This is a genomic window from Ancylobacter lacus (assembly GCF_018390635.1).
Classification (GTDB): domain Bacteria; phylum Pseudomonadota; class Alphaproteobacteria; order Rhizobiales; family Xanthobacteraceae; genus Ancylobacter; species Ancylobacter lacus.
Window position 1 is genome coordinate 24,170 of sequence record NZ_JAHBGE010000079.1, and the last position, 17,758, is coordinate 41,927.

Sequence of the window (17,758 nt, forward strand, 5' to 3'; positions counted from 1 at the left end):
ATCGAGGGGTGGGCGAGGAAGGCCATCGCGCGTTCAACATCTCGTCGAACGGACGCTTTGGGCCCGGCCGATGGAAAGCTTTTTCGAGACGGCCCCCGTTTTCCCTCTCCAGCTTGGCGACGCTGCCCCCACAGGCGAGATCGCGGTGGGGTCTGGGACTCGATGATGCTGTTGACCAGCTGCTAGATTTGCCGATCGCGTCCGACCGCCCCGCGCTGTTCGCCGTGGAAGGAGTAGCGCGGCTGCCCGTCCGGGGCGGTGGCGACGGCGGAGAGGGTGGAGAGCCGATCGGTGCGAAGGAGGAAGCGGGTGTCGACGCCCTCACGCTCCAGGATGTCGGCGAGCAGCATGCCGAAGCGGTCGCGCGAGATGCCGCCGAAGCAGGTCGAGCGCGCGCCCAGCCGCGCGAGGCCGATGGCCACGTTGAAAGGCGAGCCGCCGGCAACCGCGCGCGTCGGCATCTCGGCGCCCTCCGGCGGCCCGACGAACAGGTCGATCAACGCCTCCCCACAGACGAGGATCATGAAGCGGCCCGTTCCGGCTGGATGACGCCCTTGCGCAGGATGATGTTGCCGTAGAGCCGCCGTTCACCGGAGGCGATGATGGCATAGGCGGCGCGAACGCGGTCGTAGAACGGCTCGCCGGGAATCGGTACCAGCCGGAAGCCCGGCTCGCGACGCGCGATCACTTCCGCAAACTCGACGAACACCGCCTCCAGCCGCCCGCAATCGCCATAGGCGCAGGGGCGAAAGGCCGCCGCCTCGACCGCGGCATCGAGCGGCATCAGCGAGAGCACCGCGTCGAGGATCGCCGGCGCGGCGTGCCCGTCCATTCGGATGAGGCGCCGGGCATGCGCGTCGGCCGGGTAGTTGGCATCGACGATGGCGATCTCGTCGCCATGGCCCATGGCCCGGAGTGTCTTCAGCAGATCCGGTCCGATCAGCGGGTCGATACCCTTGAGCATGGTCTACTCCTTGAACAGCACGTCGAAATCGCGGGCGAAGGTAGCCAGCAGCGGCAGCGCGGCGCCGCCGATGGCCCGGGCATCGCGGCCGACCGAGCCTTCCACCACCACGGCGTCGGTGAGGCCCTGGCGGTCGATGGCGGCGAAGCGCTGCCGGGTTCGCGCGACGAGACGGTTGCGCACATCGGCGGGGAAGGCGCCGTCGATGACGACGGCTTCGAAATCGATCACCGACAGCGTGGCCGCGATCGCCTGGGCAAGGCCGTCCGCAGCCTCGTCCATCCACTCCTCCAGCGGTTCGGCGAATTTCGACCAGTCGTCGGGCGACTGCCAGATGTCGGTGCCGGGCAGGCCGCGCGCGATCAGCCGGCGCTCGAGCCGATAGATCGAGGCGATGCGGATCAGCTGCTGCAGGCTCGCCGTGCCATCCGCCTCACGCCGCAGGACCGGCATGGAGCCGAGCGCGCCGGCATTGCCCGAGCGGCCGGGGAGCAGGCTGCCATTCAGCACCACGCCGCCACCGATGAAGGTGCCGATATAGAGATAGGCGAAGTCGTGGAATGCCGCGCCGCAGCCGAAGGTGAGTTCGGCGGCGCAGGCGGAGGTGGCATCGTTGCACATCCGCACCGGCCACTCGGGGAACAGCTCGCCCAGCGTCTGCGCCACGTCGAAGCTCCGCCAGCCGGCGAGCGCACCCGGCGCCGTCTCGAGGTCGGCTTCCCAGTTCCACAGCTCGAAGGGCATGGCGACGCCGATGCCGGTGATGCGGCTGCGCTGCTCCTCGGTGAGCACGGCGGTCAGACGGGGAATCTCGCGTTTGGCGAACGCCATCAGCGCCTGCGGCAGCGGATAGGCGTAGGTGAGGCGGGCTCGGGCGCGAATGCCGGCGGTGAAGTCCATCAGCACCAGATCGGAGGAGCGACGGCCGATCATCAGACCGAGGCCGAAGGCGCCGTCCGGGTTCAGCGAGAAAGGCACAGAGGGCTGGCCGATACGCCCGCGCTGGCGCTCGCCAGCGGTCAGCAGGCCTTCGGCGTGCAGCCGGTTCATGATCACGGTGGTGGTCTGGGTTGAAAGGCCGGTGAGACGCGCGATCTCGACCTTTCCCAGCGCCTTGTGTCGACGGATCAGGGAGAGGATGACCCGCTCATTGTAGAGCCGCACGCCGGTCGGATTGGTGCCGCGGCCCGAAGGGGAAAGCGGCACGGGATCGTCCGGGGTCCGGACGTACGCCGCCTCGTCCATGTCCCTCGCGTTCCTCATCGTCTTTTCTCGCGCTGCCGCTTCATCGGGCAGGTCTATCGCCGTGAGGATGCGCCAAGCAAGTTCACACCGTCAATTATTAAATCTGTATGATTTATTTATTGACAGCCGAAAAGCGCTGCGGCTTCATGAATGGATCAAACAACACGTCGCGGCACGAACCCGCGCAAGGTCACAATGTCCCAAGGGAGGGAAGAATGCGCCGCTCGTTCGAGCACCATCTCGTTATTTCCGCCGTGTCCGCCGTCGCGCTCGCCGCTGCCATGTTCGCGGGTGCCGGGCCCGCCGCGGCCGCCGACAAGCCGATCGTCGGCATCATCACCAAGACCAACACCAACCCCTTCTTCGTGAAGATGAAGGAGGGCGCCCAGGCCGAGGCCAACGAGCTCGGCATGGAACTGCGCTCCTTCGCCGGCAAGGTCGACGGCGACAACGACTCGCAGGTCGCGGCGGTGGAGAACCTCATCGCCGCCGGTGCCAAGGGCATCCTGATCACGCCCAGCGACAGCCGCGCCATCGTCCCGTCGATCGAGAAGGCGCGTGCCGCCGGCATCCTGGTGATCGCGCTCGATACGCCACTCGACCCGGCGAACGCGGCCGACGCCACTTTCGCCACCGACAATTTCCTCGCCGGTCAGTATGTCGGCCAGTGGGCTGCCAAAGTACTGGGCGACAAGGCCGGCAGCGCCAAGATCGCGCTGCTCGACCTCAACGTGAACCAGATCTCGGTCGACGTCGCGCGCGACCAGGGCTTTCTCAAGGGCTTCGGCGTCGACCTCGCCAATCCGGCGGTGATCGGCGACGAGAAGGACAAGCGCGTCGTCGGTCACGACACCACGCTCGGCAATGAGGAGGGCGGCCGCAAGGCGATGGAGAACCTTCTCCAGAAGGACCCCGAAATCTCCGTCGTCTACACCATCAACGAGCCGGCGGCCGCCGGTGCCTATGAAGCCCTCAAGTCGGTCGGCCGCGACAAGGACGTGCTGATCGTCTCGGTCGACGGCGGCTGCCCCGGCGTGCGCAACGTGGCCGACGGCGTCATCGGCGCCACCTCGATGCAGTTCCCGCTGCTGATGGCCTCGAAGGGCGTGCAGGCGGTGTTCGACTACGCCAAGACCGGCGCCAAGCCGCAGGCGACTCCCGGCCTCGACTTCGTGAACACCGGCGTGGAGCTGGTCACGGACAAGCCGGTCGACGGGCTCAAGTCGATCCCGTCCTCCGAAGCACTGAAGAAGTGCTGGGGCTGACCGCCCGTCCGCGCGCCATCGCCGCGCCTTGCGCGCGGCAACCCAGTTGAACCAATCGAGAGGCGCTCACGGGCGTCTCTCCCGGCACTGCGCCGCGCCAGTGCGGAGCCGGTCTGCGGGAGGACATGGCGATGACCGATGTGAGCAGTTCCGGCGCGCCCCCTTCGGGTCGCCCGGCGAAACAGGCCTTCGAGCAGGTACTCGAGAAGCGCGACAACCGCGTCGCCGAGTTCGACGTCACCCCCAAATCGCCGCTGCAGCGCGTGCAGCACTTCCTGCACGCCAACCCGACGGCGGTGCCGGCCATCGTGCTACTGCTCGGCATTGTCGGCTTCAGCCTCATCGTGGGCGGCCGTTTTCTGTCGTCCTTCAACCTGTCGCTGATCATCCAGCAGGTGACGATCATCGGCATTATCGGCATCGCCCAGACGCTGATCGTCATCACCGCCGGCATCGATCTGTCGGTAGGCGCCATCATGGTGCTGTGCTCGGTGGTGATGGGCAAGCTGGCGGTGACGATGGGGTTGCCGGCGCCGCTCGCCTTCCTGGCCGGCATCGGCGTGGGCGGCGGCTGCGGCGCCATCAATGGCGTGCTGGTGACGCGGCTCAAGCTGCCCCCCTTCATCGTCACGCTGGGAACCTGGTCGATCTTCTTCGCGCTGAACCTGTGGTACTCGGGCTCCGAGACCATCCGCTCCCAGGACGTGGCCAAGGCAGCCCCGCTCCTGCAGTTCCTCGGGACGCCGGTAGACGTGCTCGGCGCGCGCTTCACCTATGGCTCCTTCTTCATGCTGGGGCTGGTCGCGCTGGTCTGGTATGTGCTCAACCGCACGGCTTTCGGCCGGCATCTCTACGCGGTCGGCGACGACCCCGCCGCCGCCGAGCTGGCTGGCATCCGCACCCGCAAGGTCCTGTTCTCGGTCTACGTTGCGGCGGGTGTCATCTGCGCGCTGGGCGCCTGGGCGTTGATCGGGCGCATCGGCTCGGTCAGCCCGCAGGCCGGCCAGACCGCCAATCTCGACAGCATCACCGCGGTGGTGATCGGCGGCGCCAGCCTGTTCGGCGGACGCGGCTCCATCATCGGCACGCTCATCGGGGCGCTCATCGTCGGCGTGTTCCGCAACGGCCTCGCGCTCTCGGGCGTCGACGTGCTGTGGCAGGAATTCACCGTCGGCATCCTCATCATCGTCGCGGTCGCGCTCGACCAGTGGATCCGCAAGGTGTCGGCATGAGCACTCAATCCACGCTCACGGAACTGAAGCCCGCCTCCGCCCCCCTCACCCCGGTGCTGTCCGCGCGCGGCCTCGTCAAGCGCTACGGGCGGGTGACGGCCATGGACCGAGCCGATTTCGACCTCTATCCCGGCGAGATCCTCGCGGTGATCGGCGACAATGGCGCCGGCAAGTCCTCGCTCATCAAGGCGCTGTCCGGCGCCCTGATCCCCGATGACGGCGAGATCCGGCTCGATGGCGAGGTGACGAGGTTCGCCTCACCGATGGACGCCCAGAGAGCCGGCATCGAGACGGTGCACCAGTCGCTGGCGCTGTCGCCCAGCCTGTCCATCGCCGACAACATGTTCCTCGGCCGCGAGATGCGCCGGCCCGGCGTGCTCGGCTCGGTGTTCCGCATGCTCGATCGGCCGAGGATGCAGAAGATCGCCCGGGACAAGCTCTCCGAACTCGGGCTGATGACCGTGCAGAGCATAAACCAGCCGGTGGAGACGCTCTCGGGCGGCCAGCGGCAGGGCGTAGCGGTGGCGCGGGCGGCCGCCTTCGGCTCACGTGTGGTCATCATGGACGAACCGACCGCCGCCCTGGGCGTGAAGGAATCACGCCGGGTGCTGGAGCTGATCCTCGATGTGCGCTCGCGCGGCCTGCCCATCGTGCTGATCAGCCACAACATGCCGCATGTGTTCGAGATCGCCGACCGCATCCACATTCACCGGCTGGGCCGGCGGCTCTGCGTCATCGATCCGAAGAACCACACCATGTCCGACGCGGTGGCCTTCATGACCGGCGCCAAGACCCCGGCGGAGGAACTGGCGGCCTAGCGACGGTAAAGGCGCAGCGGGAAACCGTCCCGTCTTCCCAGATCGCGGCCCGTCTCCCGCCGGCGCCGCGGCGTGCCGCCGACCCGCTCGCGCCGAGCGGGTCGGCGGATTTTTCGGCGACTCCCGTCACCCGTCCGGGACGCATAGCTCCAGCGCGGATTTCGCGCTACTGCGATGCTGCATCGCACACTAGTCTCCTCATGTTCTTGCTGCTCTGCAGCACGGCCAAAGAAGGAGAACATGTCATGCAGATCGAACAGATCAGCATCGCCTTGCGGACGGCTTTTGCGCGCCGCCGCCTCTACAACAAGATCGCCGACGAGCTTTCCGCCTACACCGACCGTGAGCTCGCCGATCTCGGCCTCAGCCGCTACGACATTCCGACTCTCGCCCGGCAGGGAGCCTATCCCGCCGTCGAGAACCCGCCGGCTGCCACGGTGCAGCACGATCTGCACTTCGCGCGCGCCGCCTGAGTCGACAGCACGCCCATCGCAGCACGCCGATCCGTCCGACGGCGCGCTGCGATGGCTCATCCCCCAGGCCTGGGCTGGACGACCATCACCTGCCCCTGGTCGCGTGCCCGGCACCGCGCATTTTGCCGGCGAGGCAGGAATACCCCGCGGCTCATCGATCCCGGAGCATCCGGCATCTCGACCGCCGGAACCGCTGGCAGCAGGGGCGGAACAGCCGCCGCGCTCACATCGGCCTGCCTTGCCCCCTTCCCTGCCCTAACCGCGGGCGCGTGCCGATATCCTCCGGCGCCACCGCTTCCCCTGCCCGATAGCTCGGCTCGGTGATGTCAACGGCGCCGTCGCGCTCGAACCCTTCGTGACATGTGCGCGCCACATCCAAGGGCTCCTTGCCTCACAGGACGCTCTCCTGCAGTGGCGCTCGACACAGCGCGATATGCTGGTATATACACGCATCATGGAGACGCCCTGCTACTGCACCCAATTGCGCCAGGCCACGCGCCGGCTCAGCGCTGCCTATGACGACGCATTGGCGCCGCTCGGCATCAATGTTGCCCAATATGCGCTGCTGCGCCGGATCGAGCGGAACGAGCCGGTCAGCCTGACGCGGCTCGGCAGCCTGTGTGACCTTGACCGCTCGACCGTCGGACGCAACGTGCGTGTGCTCGAGCGCATGGCGCTGGTGACCAGCGCCCGCAGCGGCGAGGACCAGCGCGAGACCATGATCACGCTTTCCGAACATGGCCGCGACCTGCTCGAACAGGCCGTCCCGATCTGGGAAGCAACGCAGAAGGCGGTCGCGGCGCGACTCGGCCCGCACCGCGTCAAAGCGCTTGAGGATATTATCGCCGCCATCTGACCCGATTGGCCTGCCCCCTTCAGGGCCATAGCCGCGCATGGAAGCGGGCATCTACCCGCAGAGAGAGAACGATGGAAAACCCCCTGCCCGCTCCACCGGCCCCGACCCCGAGGCTTCCCGCCTTCTTCGCCCGTCGCGGCATCCATTACGGCTGGGTGGTCGCGGCCGTCACGTTCCTCACCATGCTGGTCACCGCCGGTGCGGTCGGGGCTCCCGGCGTATTGATGGGACCGCTGGAGCGCGAGTTCGGCTGGGCGACCGCGGATATTTCCTCGGGCTTCGCCATCCGGCTGGTGCTGTTCGGGCTGATGGGCCCGTTCGCCGCCGCCTTCATGAACCGCTTCGGCCTGCGTCCGGTCGCCACCGTTGCGCTGTCCCTCATCGGCCTCGGCGTGTTCGGCTCGTTCTTCATGACGAAGGTCTGGCACCTGATGCTGCTCTGGGGCGTCGTGGTCGGCTTCGGCACCGGGCTCACCGCCATGGTGCTCGGCGCCACGGTGGCCACGCGCTGGTTCGCCCAGCGGCGCGGCCTGGTGCTGGGCCTGCTCACCGCGAGCACGGCGACGGGGCAGCTGGTGTTCCTGCCGCTGCTGGCGCATCTCACCGACACGCTCGGCTGGCGCACGGCGCTGTCGCTGGTGCTGACCATGCTGCTGGTGGCCGCGGTCGCTGTCCTCACCCTGTTGCGCGACCGGCCCTCCGACATCGGGCTGCTGCCCTATGGCGCCACCCAGCCGCCCGCCAACCCTGCCCATCCCACCACCTTGAAGGCGATGCTCGCCTCGCCCCTGCTGGCGCTGCGCGACGCCTCCAAATCCGCCACCTTCTGGGTGCTGTTCGCCACGTTCTTCGTCTGCGGCGCCTCGACCAACGGGCTCGTGCAGACGCATTTCGTTTCGCTCTGCGGCGATTACGGCATGGCCGCGGTGACGGCGGCGGGCATGCTGGCGCTGATCGGGGTGTTCGACTTCATCGGAACCGTCGCCTCGGGCTGGCTGTCCGACCGCTTCGACAGCCGGTGGCTGCTGTTCTGGTACTACGGGCTGCGGGGTCTCTCGCTGCTCTATCTGCCGTTCAGCGATTTCAGCTTCTACGGCCTGTCGATCTTTGCCGTGTTCTACGGCCTCGACTGGGTCGCGACCGTGCCGCCCACGGTGAAGCTCACCGCCGACCGGTTCGGCGACCGGGCGAATCTGGCTTCGGGTGGATCTTCACCAGCCACCAGCTCGGCGCCGCCTCGGCCGCCTATGGCGCCGGCTTCAGCCGCACCTTCTACCAGACCTATCTGCCCGCCTTCTTCATCGCCGGCATCCTCTGCCTCATCGCCTCCCTCGCCATCGTCGCCGTTCGCGAGCGCCGGGCGCCGGTGGCCGTGTGACGTCACTCGACCCCATCCCATGAGGACATCATGAAGTACGCGTTGCTTGGACGAACAGGGCTCAACGTATCGGAGCTGGCGCTTGGCACGGCCAATTTCGGTGGCCGTTGGGGGCACGGCGCGGATGCGGCGGAGAGCGCCGCAATCCTGAACCTCTATGCCGAGGCCGGCGGCAATTTCATCGACACGGCGGATGTCTATCAGTTCGGCGAGTCGGAAGAATTTCTCGGCGACCTGCTGCAGGGTCGGCGGGAGGATTTCGTGCTGGCGACGAAATTCAGCAATGGCGCCTCCGCCCATGCCGGCCGGCTTGTGACCGGCAACAGCCGCAAGGCGATGGTCGCCTCGTTGGAAGCGAGCCTGAAGCGGCTGAAGACCGACAGGATCGACCTGTACTGGGTCCATCATCCCGACGCGGTGACGCCCTCGGAGGAGATCGTGCGCGGGCTCGACGACCTCGCCCGCGCCGGCAAGATCATCTATGCAGGCCTGTCGAATTTCCCCGCCTGGCGGCTGGCACGCGCGGCCACGCTGGCGGAGCTGACAGGCGCGGTGCCGATCGCCAGCGCCCAGTTCGAATACAGCCTCGTCCATCGCGAGCCCGAAGCCGACCTGTTGCCGGCCTCGCGCGCACTGGGCCTGGGCATCGTCACCTGGTCTCCGCTTGGCGGCGGCATGCTCACCGGCAAATACCGCGGTGGCGAAAAGGGCCGCGCCGAGGCGTTGGGCGGCAAGGTGTTCCAGGCGGAAGACACGGACCAGCGCAGCGCGATCCTCGACGCGGTGCTTGCCGTGGCGGCCGAGCTTGGCGCCAGCCCGGATCAGATCGCCATTGCCTGGGCGGCCAGCCGGGGCGTCATCCCGCTGATCGGCCCGCGCTCGCAGGCGCAGCTGAAGAGCAATCTGGGCGCCACCTCGCTCAGGCTTGGGCCGGACCATCTGGCGCGGCTCACCGACGCCAGCCGGCTGACGCAAAGGGCCGAGACGGCGCCGGCGGTGGGGCTCTCGCACGGTGATACCGAACGGCCCGTTCTGCCGGTCGCATGAGCGGGCGGCCACCGCGGGCGACCACGGCGCGTGACGGTACGCTGCGAGCCGCTGGCGAGGCGGGCCGCCGGTTTCAAAACCGCCGGGCAAGCCTATTGACATTAGGTGCATATACACGTATCTGATCGTCATGATACAGAAGACAAGCCGTCCTTTACCGGCCCTGATCGCGGAAGTGGGACGCACCTGCCTCTGCCGCCGCGTGCAGCATGCCAGCCGGCATGTGGGGCGCCGGTTCGATGACGCTTTCCGCCCGGTTGGCATCAACAACTGGCAGTTCACGATGCTGATGACGCTGGCGGCGCAGGCATCTCGAACCGTCAACCAGATCGCTGCCGACCTCGGCATGGATCGCACCACCACGACCAAGAACCTTCGCCCCCTCGAGCGCCGGGGGCTGATCCAGATCCGTGTCGACGACAAGGATGCCCGGGTGCGCCGCGTCAGCCTTACGGAAGCCGGCGAACAGCTGCTCGCGGAAGCGCTCGAGAATTGGCGAGTGGTCAATGACGGCATCGCCGCCGCACTGACGCCAGCGCAGCTGGAGGCGCTGCGCACGGCGCTGGAGGTCATTGCCAGAAGCTGAAGGACATGGGGATGGCGGCGACTGCGCCTCTATACGCATTCCCACCCAAGTACGTGCATATCCACTCACTATTTTCCGATCGATGACCGAGGCAGGAGATCAACCTTGGCCATCGGGGTGCGGCGGCCGGGCATGCCCCCTCCCGGCCGCCGCAAACCCCACAGCACGCATCAAAAGCCTCAGCCGAGCGGGAGCCGGACGCATGCGCTTCAAGAAGACATTGATGATTTCCGCCGCCCTGCTCATCGCCGTTGGCGTCGGCGCTGCCGTGGTGACGCGCTCGGGAGCCGTCACCGCCGCACCGGAAGACCCGCGGACGGAACCGCCGCTGGTCCGCATTGCGCAGGCCCGTCCCGCGGCGGCCTCCGCGCGCGCCTTTACCGGCGTCATCGCCGCGCGCGTGCAGAGCAATCTCGGCTTCCGCGTCAACGGCAAGATCATCGAGCGCCTGGTGGATGTGGGCGAGCGCGTCGTCGCGGGCCAGGCCCTGATGCGCATCGACCCCAAGGACCTCGAACTCACCCTGAGTGCGCGGGAGAATGCGGTCATGGCCGCGCAGGCAAAGCTGGTCCAGGTGCAGGCCGACGAGGTGCGCTACAGCCGCCTCACCGCCGATGGCTGGACCCCGAAGCAGCGCTACGAACAGGCGAAGGCGGCCGCCGACACGGCGCTCGCCGAGCTCGATTCCGCGCGGGCGCAGGCGGAAGTGGCCCGCAACGAGACGGGCTATGCCGTCCTGCGCGCCGATGCCGACGGCACGGTGATGGAAACGCTGGGCGATCCCGGCCAGGTCGTGGCGGCCGGTCAGGTGGTGGTTCGCCTCGCCCATGCCGGCGCCCGCGAGGCCGCGGTCAACCTGCCGGAGACGGCGCGGCCCGGCCTCGGCACGCGGGCGGAAGCCCAGGTCTATGGCATGGCCGGCGGCCGATCGCCGGCACAGCTGCGGCAGCTCGCCGATTCCGCCGATCCGGCCACCCGCACCTATGAGGCACGCTACGTGCTGGAGGGTGACGCCGCGCAGGCTCCCCTCGGCGCGACCGTCACGGTCTGGCTGCCGCGGACCGACCCCACCTCCGGCGAGGAGACGGAGATTCCCCTTGGCGCGCTCCTCGACGACGGGCGCTCGAGCAGCGTGTGGGGTCTCGGCGCCGACAGCTCGACCGTCAGCCGCCGCCCGGTCGCCATCCGCCGCCTTGGCAAGGAAACCGCCGTCGTCACCGGCCTTGCGCCCGGCGAAACCGTCGTCGCGCTCGGCGCCCACCTCCTGCATGAAGGCGACCGCGTCCGCGCGGCCGAGGCACAGGCTACAGCCCAATGACCGGTTTCAACCTTTCCGCGCTGGCGGTTCGCGAGCGGGCCGTCACCCTGTTCTTCCTCATCGCGATCGCGCTGGCGGGGATCTTCGCCTTCGTGAAGCTCGGCCGCGCCGAGGACCCCACCTTCACGGTGAAGGTGCTCACCGTCACCGTCGCCTGGCCCGGCGCCACGGCGCAGGAAATGCAGGAACTGGTTACCGAGCCGCTGGAGAAGCGGCTGCAGGAGCTGCGCTGGTATGACCGCGTCGAAGCGCTGATCCGTCCCGGCCTCGCCTTCCTGACCGTGACGCTGCGCGACGACACCCCACCCGCCGAGGTCCCGGAGCAGTTCTACCAGGCGCGCAAGAAGATGGGCGACGAAGCCCGCAACCTGCCGGCGGGCGCTCTCGGCCCCTTCGTGAACGACGAATATTCCGACGTCACCTTTGCGCTCTACGCCCTGCGCGCCCCGGACCTGGCGCCGCGCCTTCTGGTGCGTCAGGCGGAAGCGATCCGCCAGCGATTGCTGCAGGTGCCGGGCGTCAACAAGGTGAGCATCCTCGGCGAGCGGCCGGAGCGCATCTTCATCGAATTCTCCTATCCCCGGCTCGCGACACTGGGCATCTCGCCACAGGATGTCTTCGCTGCGCTGGCGCGGCAGAACGCCATCACGCCGGCCGGCTCGATCGACGCGGACGGACCGCAGGTGATCGTGCGCCTCGAAGGCGCCTATGACGACCTGCAGAAGATCCGCGACACGCCGGTGGTGGCGAACGGGCGCACGCTCAAGCTGGCCGACATCGCCACGGTCGAGCGCGGCTATGAGGACCCGCCGACCTTCCTCATCCGCAATCAGCAGGAGCCTGCCCTGGCGCTCAGCGTCGTCATGCGCACGGGGTGGAACGGGCTGGACCTCGGCAGGGCGCTGGAGGCGGAAACGGGCAGGATCGTCGGCACGCTCCCCCTCGGCATCACGCTGACCAAGATCACCGATCAGGCGGTGAACATCACCGAGTCCGTCAACGAGTTCATGCTGAAGTTCTTCATGGCGTTGGGCGTGGTCCTGTTCGTCAGCCTTGTCAGCCTCGGCTGGCGGGTGGGCATCGTTGTTGCGGCCGCGGTGCCGCTCACACTTGCAGCCGTCTTTGTCATCATGCTGGAGACCGGCCGCTTCTTCGACCGCATCACCCTTGGCGCGCTCATCCTCGGCCTCGGCCTGCTGGTCGACGACGCCATCATCGCCATCGAGGTGATGGTGGTGAAGATGGAAGAGGGCATGGACCGCATCAAGGCGGCCGCTTACGCATGGAGCCACACGGCCGGGCCGATGCTCTCGGGCACGCTGGTGACCATCATCGGCCTCATGCCGGTTGGCTTCGCCCATTCCTCGGCGGGTGAATATGCCGGCAACATCTTCTGGATCGTCGCCTTCGCGCTCATCGTGTCCTGGTTCGTGGCGGTGGTGTTCACGCCCTATCTCGGCGTCAAGCTGCTGCCCGACATCAGGCCCATTCCCGGCGGCCACCACGCCATCTACGACACGCCGGGCTACCGCCGGCTGCGCGGCGTCATCTCCTGGGCGGTGCAGCGCCGGTTCCTCGTCGCCGGGGCGGTGGTGCTGGTCTTCGCCGTCGCGATCCTTGGCATGGGCAAGGTGCGGCAGCAGTTTTTCCCGGTTTCCGACCGGCCCGAGGTGCTGGTCGAACTCCGCATGCCGGAAGGCACCAGCATCGCCGTCACCCAGAACGCGGTGGAGCAGGTCGAGGCCTGGCTGCACATGCAGAAGGAGGCCGAGATCGTCACCTCCTATATCGGCCAAGGAGCGCCGCGCTTCTTCCTCGCCATGTCGCCGGAGCTGCCCGATCCTGCCTTCGCCAAGATCGTCATCCTGACCCCGAACGCCGAAGCGCGCGAGGCGCTCAAGCTGCGCCTTCGACAGGCCGTCGCCGAAGGGCTTGCTCCCGCCGCCTATCTCCGCGTGACGCAGCTCGTTTTCGGCCCCTACACGCCCTTCCCGGTCGAGTTCCGGCTGCGCGGGCCGGACGCCACCGTGCTGCGCGGCATCGCCGACGAGGCGCTCGCCATCATGCGCGCCAACCCGAACACACGGCAGGCCAATCAGGACTGGGGCCGGCGCGCGCCGACCCTGCGCTTCGTGCTCGACCAGGACCGCCTGCGGCTGATCGGCCTCTCACCGGCCGAGGCGGCGCAGCAGCTGCAGTTCCTGCTCACCGGCGTGACGGTGACCCAGGTGCGCGAGGACATCCGCACGGTGGACGTCATCGCCCGGAGCGCCGGTGGCGAGCGGCTCGATCCGGCTCGGCTGTCCGACTTCACCCTTACCTCGCGGGACGGCAAGCTCATCCCGCTCGACCAGATCGGCCATGCCGAAGTCCGCATGGAGGAGCCGATCCTGAAGCGCCGCGATCGCATTCCGACGATCACCCTCCGCTCCGATATTGCGGAGGGCCTGCAGCCGCCCGAAGTCTCGAAGGAACTGCTCGCCGCTTTCCAGCCGCTGATCGCCCGCCTGCCGGAGGGCTACAGCCTGGAGATGGCCGGCTCGATCGAGGAGGCGGGCAAGGCCAACGTCGCGCTGGCCGCGGTCTTCCCGCTCATGCTCACCCTGATGCTGGCGGTCATCATGCTGCAGGTACGCTCCTTCTCCGCCATGGCCATGGTCATGCTCACGGCGCCGCTCGGCCTTGTCGGCGCGGTGCCGACGCTGCTGGCGTTCAACCAGCCCTTCGGCTTCAACGCCATCCTCGGGCTGATCGGGCTGGCCGGCATCCTGATGCGCAACACCCTCATCCTCATCGGCCAGATCCACACCAATCAGGAAGAAGGGCTCGATCCGTATCGGGCGGTGGTCGAGGCGACGGTGCAGCGGGCGCGGCCGGTCATCCTCACCGCGCTGGCGGCGGTGCTGGCCTTCATCCCCCTGACCCATTCCGTCTTCTGGGGCTCGCTCGCCTATACGCTGATCGGCGGCACGGCGGTGGGCACGGTGCTGATCCTCGTCTTCCTGCCCGCGCTGTACGCCATCTGGTTCCGGGTGCAGCCGGTGACGCCGCAGCCCTCCGCCGCCGCGCCATCCCGACTGGGCGAGAGGGCCCCGCACGTCGCCATCGTTACGGAATGAGGCTCCGTCGCCCGACAGGTCCTGAGCGTGCGGTCATGGAGGGAGATAGTGCGGCATCGCCGGGCCACGCGTTGCCCCCCTTCATCACCGAACCTCCCGATGATCGGGGCGACGGCACAAAGCCGAAGGAGAGGGCCGTCATTCCGCTGATGCAGAAGCGGCCGGAAGCTGAACGGCTCGATGCCGCGGGCAGCTACCTCCTTCAGGCCGCGGGCGTGCCGGCGAGCTGAAGGGCCATGTCGATCGCCTCGATCAGGCTTTCCTCATTGGCGATGCCTTTGCCGGCAATGTCGAAGGCGGTGCCGTGATCGACCGAGGTCCGCAGGATGGGCAGCCCGAGGGAGATGTTGACGCCGGACAGCGCCTTCCACGCGCCGGTTGCGGGATCGACGTCGAAGCCGAGCAGTTTCACCGGGATGTGGCCCTGATCGTGGTACATCGCGACCACGGCATCGTAGCTGCGGCCGCGCAACTTGACGAAGACGGTGTCGCCGGGCACCGGGCCGATCACCGTGACGTCCGAACCCTCGTAGCTCGCGACGAGAGGGGCGGTCACCTCGATATCCTCGCGGCCGAAGATGCCACCTTCGCCGGCATGGGGATTCAAGGCGGCGATGCCGATGCGCGGGTGCGGGATGCCGAGCGAGCGCAGCATCGCCGCGGTCAGCTCGATGACGCGGCGCAGGCGCGCCGGCGTGAGCTTCGACGGAACATCCGCCAGGGCGACATGGGTGGTGAGGTGGCTGACGCGAAACGCGCCATGCGCCAGCATCATCACGGAATCACGCGCGCCCGTGAGGTGGGCGAGCATGTCCGTGTGCCCTGAATAGGCGTAGCCGGCGAGATTGAGCGCCTCCTTGTTGAGCGGCGCGGTGACGAGCCCGGCCACCGCGCCAGCCTCGGCGAGGCGCACGGCCTTCTCGATGGCGAGGTAGGCAAGCCGACCGCCTTCCGCACTCATCTGGCCGAGCCGGATCGGCTCCAGCTCGGCGCCGGCAGCCACAATGGCGAGGGGCGCGGGCTGCGCGGCATCAGTGATCTCGGGGATCGGCGGTGTCGCGAGCCGGGACTCCGCCGCACGAAGGGCGGCCACGCTGCCGATGACGAGGAGCGACAGCTCTCCGGCCTCCAGACGATGGGCGAGACGGGCGCCGGCCTTGGCGATGATTTCCGGGCCGATGCCGGCAGGGTCGCCCATGGTGATGGCAAGACGCGGAACGGCCATGAACGTCACCCATTGATCAGAATACGTCATTAAATATCAAAAAATATCATCCGCGCGCAATGACGTTCTTCAGGACACGTCCGACGCCTCATCCAGTAGCGTGCGCAGAAGGCCCGGACGGCCGAACGCCCCGGACTTGGAAAGGACGCGGGTGCCCCCGAAGCGCCCGCCCTGCAGCCGCGACACGGCCAGCCCCGGCTCACGCGCGCCCTCCACCGCGAGACGCTCAGCACAAACGGCATCGGCGACATCGCGCAGCGTCTCCCCGCCGGCTACGAACAGCGTTCCGGGCGGCGGGCAATGGGCGAGCAGGCGGGAGAAGCGTTCGGCAATGACGGTCGCCGCGGCGGCGCGATCGCCCTCGAAGGCCACGGTGACGATGCAGGAGCGGCCCCGCGCGAGACGCTCCAGAACCGCGTCGATATCCGATGGGTTCGCCGAGAGCCTTGCCAGGCGGCGCGGGTCGGGCGCCACGGCATGGTCGATCTGTGCCCGCATCACCGGATGATGCGAACCTATGAGCGCCAGAACGGGGCCTCGCACCGACCGATCGGCGGGTGGCTGGCCTGCGGCAGGGGATGGGGGCCGGGCCCGTGCGAGCGCGGCGGCGAGACCGCCGGTGCCGACCCACAGCACGCGGGTGCCGCCGGCCATCTCCTGCGCGACGACAGCGTCGAGATCGCGATCCGTCTGCGCGTCATGCACATGGAGATCGGCATCGACGAGCCCGGCGCCGCGCAGCGCAGCGGCGATATCGCCCCCGAGCGGCTGGTCGGCATCCCGCCGCCACTGGCGGCCGGCCCGTGTGACCCGTCCCTGGAAGGGAAAGGCCGGGGCCACGACGACCCGCCAGCCCGCCAGCCGTGTCGCCAGCCCGCCGAGTTCGGCGGCCCAGTTGCCGCGCATCAGGCTGTCGATCTTCTTGAAGGCGAGCCCGCCGCCCAGAAGCCAGTCGGCGAACCTGTCGTGGCGGCTGGCCGCCCGTTCGGCATCGACCTCGCGCGTGGCGGCATCGACGGCCGCCATGGCCGGCAGCACGAGCGGGACGCGCCACAGGACCGGGACCGGGCAATGCGGCGTGGCGAAGGCCGCGGCGCTGTCCAGCGCGCCGGTCAGGTCGTCGGCGAGAAGACGCAACCCCGTGCGTTCAGCCACGGCCGCGGCCCTGCCGGGGCACGGAGATGACGCGCAGCGCGACGTTCAGCCCCCTCAACTCCGCCAGCACCGAGGGGGCGGCGCCGTCGTCGGTGACGATCTCCTGGACATCCGCGACATCGCAGATGGTGCAGAAGCTCGCGGTGGTGAATTTCGAGCTGTCCGCCAGCACGATGACGTGCCGGGCCGCGGCAATCATCGCCTGCTTCATCGCCGCGACATCGAGCGCGGTCTCGGTCAGTGTCCTCCCGGTAATGGCATGGGTGCCGAGCAGGGCGATGTCGGCATGGATGCCGCGCAGGAACTCCTCTCCGGGTCGGCCGACCAGCGTCGTCGATCCCGGACGTACCGTTCCACCCGGCACGATGAGCTGCACGGCGGGCGCCTCGGCCAGCACTTGGGCGGTCGTGAGGCTGTTGGTGACGGCCGTCAGGGGAAGGCGCCGGGCGACCACGGCGCGCGCCACCGCGAGCACCGTCGTGCTGGCGTCGAAGATCACGCTCTGTCCGGGACGCAGCCCGTCAGCGACAGCCGCGGCGATGGCGTGCTTCTCGTCGCGCCGCAATTGCGCGGCAAGGGCGACATCCGGCTCGAAGGTGGCGCGCTCGGTGCTCTGGAGCAGCGCGCCGCCATGGGTGCGTTCCAGCGCGCCCTGCTTCACCAGATGTTCGAGGTCGCGCCGGACGGTGGAGAGCGAAGCGCCGATGGCGTCGGCAAGCTCCTGTATGCCCGCCGCCCCCTCGCGCCGGAGGCGCTCCAGGATGAGCGCGCGGCGCTTGGCCGGTATCATCTCGACCCGGCCGCGCGGGGAGTCCTCGACGCCATCGCCCTGCCCTTCGCGACTGTTCATGCGGCCTCCGCAGCACCGCGCGCGTGCGGGATGTCCGCGGCGCACAATGATTGATCATGAAACATTTTGACGAATTTCGATGGCTTCTTCCAGGTCCGGCGGAAATTTTCGATGCGCGGTCTACCCGCCGCTTCCCTGTGCGCGCCTCTGCCTTGCGAAGGAGACGGCGCCCGCCGTGGCACGCCCACCGCCCACGCAGGCGCAAGCGCCCAGCGTCTCGCCCTGCC

The 17,758-nt window shown here is 68.5% G+C and carries 15 protein-coding genes and 1 pseudogene; 10 read left to right on the forward strand and 6 right to left on the reverse strand.

The genetic code is table 11. From position 1 onward, the window contains the following. Nucleotides 1–182: 182 nt before the first annotated feature. Genes KHC27_RS19820 through KHC27_RS19830 form a run of 3 tightly spaced genes read right to left on the reverse strand, consistent with a single transcriptional unit; the run spans nucleotide 183 to nucleotide 2,209 of the window. Complete coding sequence (locus tag KHC27_RS19820; protein ID WP_213341490.1) at nucleotides 183–524, reverse strand: PfkB family carbohydrate kinase; 342 nt, start codon at nucleotides 522–524, stop codon at nucleotides 183–185. Beyond that, a complete protein-coding gene (locus tag KHC27_RS19825; protein ID WP_213341492.1) occupies nucleotides 521–964 on the reverse strand; it encodes an RbsD/FucU family protein in 444 nt (147 codons plus the stop codon). The genes KHC27_RS19820 and KHC27_RS19825 overlap by 4 nt, the downstream gene beginning before the upstream one ends. 3 nt (nucleotides 965–967) lie before the next feature. After that, nucleotides 968–2,209, reverse strand: coding sequence for an ROK family transcriptional regulator (locus tag KHC27_RS19830; RefSeq protein WP_213341494.1), 1,242 nt, complete (start codon nucleotides 2,207–2,209; stop codon nucleotides 968–970). Between the two features lie 215 nt (nucleotides 2,210–2,424). Between KHC27_RS19830 and KHC27_RS19835 the strand changes: the two genes are divergently transcribed. The 10 genes and pseudogenes from KHC27_RS19835 to KHC27_RS19880 all read left to right on the forward strand — a co-directional run bounded on the left by KHC27_RS19835 (nucleotide 2,425) and on the right by KHC27_RS19880 (nucleotide 14,301). Continuing rightward, a complete protein-coding gene (locus KHC27_RS19835; RefSeq protein ID WP_425514897.1) occupies nucleotides 2,425–3,474 on the forward strand; it encodes a sugar ABC transporter substrate-binding protein in 1,050 nt (349 codons plus the stop codon). A 131-nt stretch (nucleotides 3,475–3,605) separates the two neighbouring features. After that, on the forward strand, nucleotides 3,606–4,706 hold the full coding sequence (locus KHC27_RS19840) for an ABC transporter permease (RefSeq protein ID WP_213341496.1): 1,101 nt from the start codon (nucleotides 3,606–3,608) through the stop codon (nucleotides 4,704–4,706). Then, on the forward strand, nucleotides 4,703–5,524 hold the full coding sequence (locus tag KHC27_RS19845; RefSeq protein ID WP_213341498.1) for an ATP-binding cassette domain-containing protein: 822 nt from the start codon (nucleotides 4,703–4,705) through the stop codon (nucleotides 5,522–5,524). The genes KHC27_RS19840 and KHC27_RS19845 overlap by 4 nt, the downstream gene beginning before the upstream one ends. Nucleotides 5,525–5,769: 245 nt before the next feature. Continuing rightward, nucleotides 5,770–5,997, forward strand: coding sequence for a DUF1127 domain-containing protein (locus KHC27_RS19850; protein WP_213341500.1), 228 nt, complete (start codon nucleotides 5,770–5,772; stop codon nucleotides 5,995–5,997). 454 nt (nucleotides 5,998–6,451) lie between these two features. Continuing rightward, nucleotides 6,452–6,853 carry a MarR family winged helix-turn-helix transcriptional regulator gene (locus tag KHC27_RS19855; RefSeq protein ID WP_213341502.1) on the forward strand — a complete coding sequence of 134 codons (402 nt, stop codon included), beginning with the start codon at nucleotides 6,452–6,454 and terminating at the stop codon, nucleotides 6,851–6,853. A 71-nt stretch (nucleotides 6,854–6,924) separates the two neighbouring features. Further along, nucleotides 6,925–8,231: pseudogene (locus KHC27_RS19860) on the forward strand (MFS transporter). Between the two features lie 30 nt (nucleotides 8,232–8,261). Then, nucleotides 8,262–9,278, forward strand: a complete 1,017-nt coding sequence (locus KHC27_RS19865; RefSeq protein ID WP_213341504.1) for an aldo/keto reductase — start codon at nucleotides 8,262–8,264, stop codon at nucleotides 9,276–9,278. A gap of 130 nt (nucleotides 9,279–9,408) precedes the next feature. Further along, entirely contained in the window at nucleotides 9,409–9,864 is a 456-nt protein-coding gene (locus KHC27_RS19870) for a MarR family winged helix-turn-helix transcriptional regulator (protein ID WP_213341506.1), read from the forward strand. 202 nt (nucleotides 9,865–10,066) lie between these two features. Next, nucleotides 10,067–11,182, forward strand: coding sequence for an efflux RND transporter periplasmic adaptor subunit (locus KHC27_RS19875; protein WP_213341508.1), 1,116 nt, complete (start codon nucleotides 10,067–10,069; stop codon nucleotides 11,180–11,182). Then, a complete protein-coding gene (locus KHC27_RS19880; RefSeq protein WP_213341510.1) occupies nucleotides 11,179–14,301 on the forward strand; it encodes an efflux RND transporter permease subunit in 3,123 nt (1,040 codons plus the stop codon). Before KHC27_RS19875 ends, KHC27_RS19880 begins: the two co-directional genes overlap by 4 nt. Nucleotides 14,302–14,503: 202 nt before the next feature. Here the strand turns inward: KHC27_RS19880 and pdxA are convergent, their stop codons facing one another. The 3 genes from pdxA to KHC27_RS19895 all read right to left on the reverse strand — a co-directional run bounded on the left by pdxA (nucleotide 14,504) and on the right by KHC27_RS19895 (nucleotide 17,531). Next, nucleotides 14,504–15,526 (reverse strand): 4-hydroxythreonine-4-phosphate dehydrogenase PdxA, encoded by a 1,023-nt coding sequence (gene pdxA / locus KHC27_RS19885; RefSeq protein ID WP_246520125.1) that lies wholly within the window; start codon nucleotides 15,524–15,526, stop codon nucleotides 14,504–14,506. Between the two features lie 69 nt (nucleotides 15,527–15,595). Then, entirely contained in the window at nucleotides 15,596–16,681 is a 1,086-nt protein-coding gene (locus KHC27_RS19890) for a four-carbon acid sugar kinase family protein (protein ID WP_213341512.1), read from the reverse strand. Then, entirely contained in the window at nucleotides 16,674–17,531 is an 858-nt protein-coding gene (locus KHC27_RS19895) for a DeoR/GlpR family DNA-binding transcription regulator (RefSeq protein ID WP_213341513.1), read from the reverse strand. The genes KHC27_RS19890 and KHC27_RS19895 overlap by 8 nt, the downstream gene beginning before the upstream one ends. Nucleotides 17,532–17,758 lie beyond the last annotated feature (227 nt).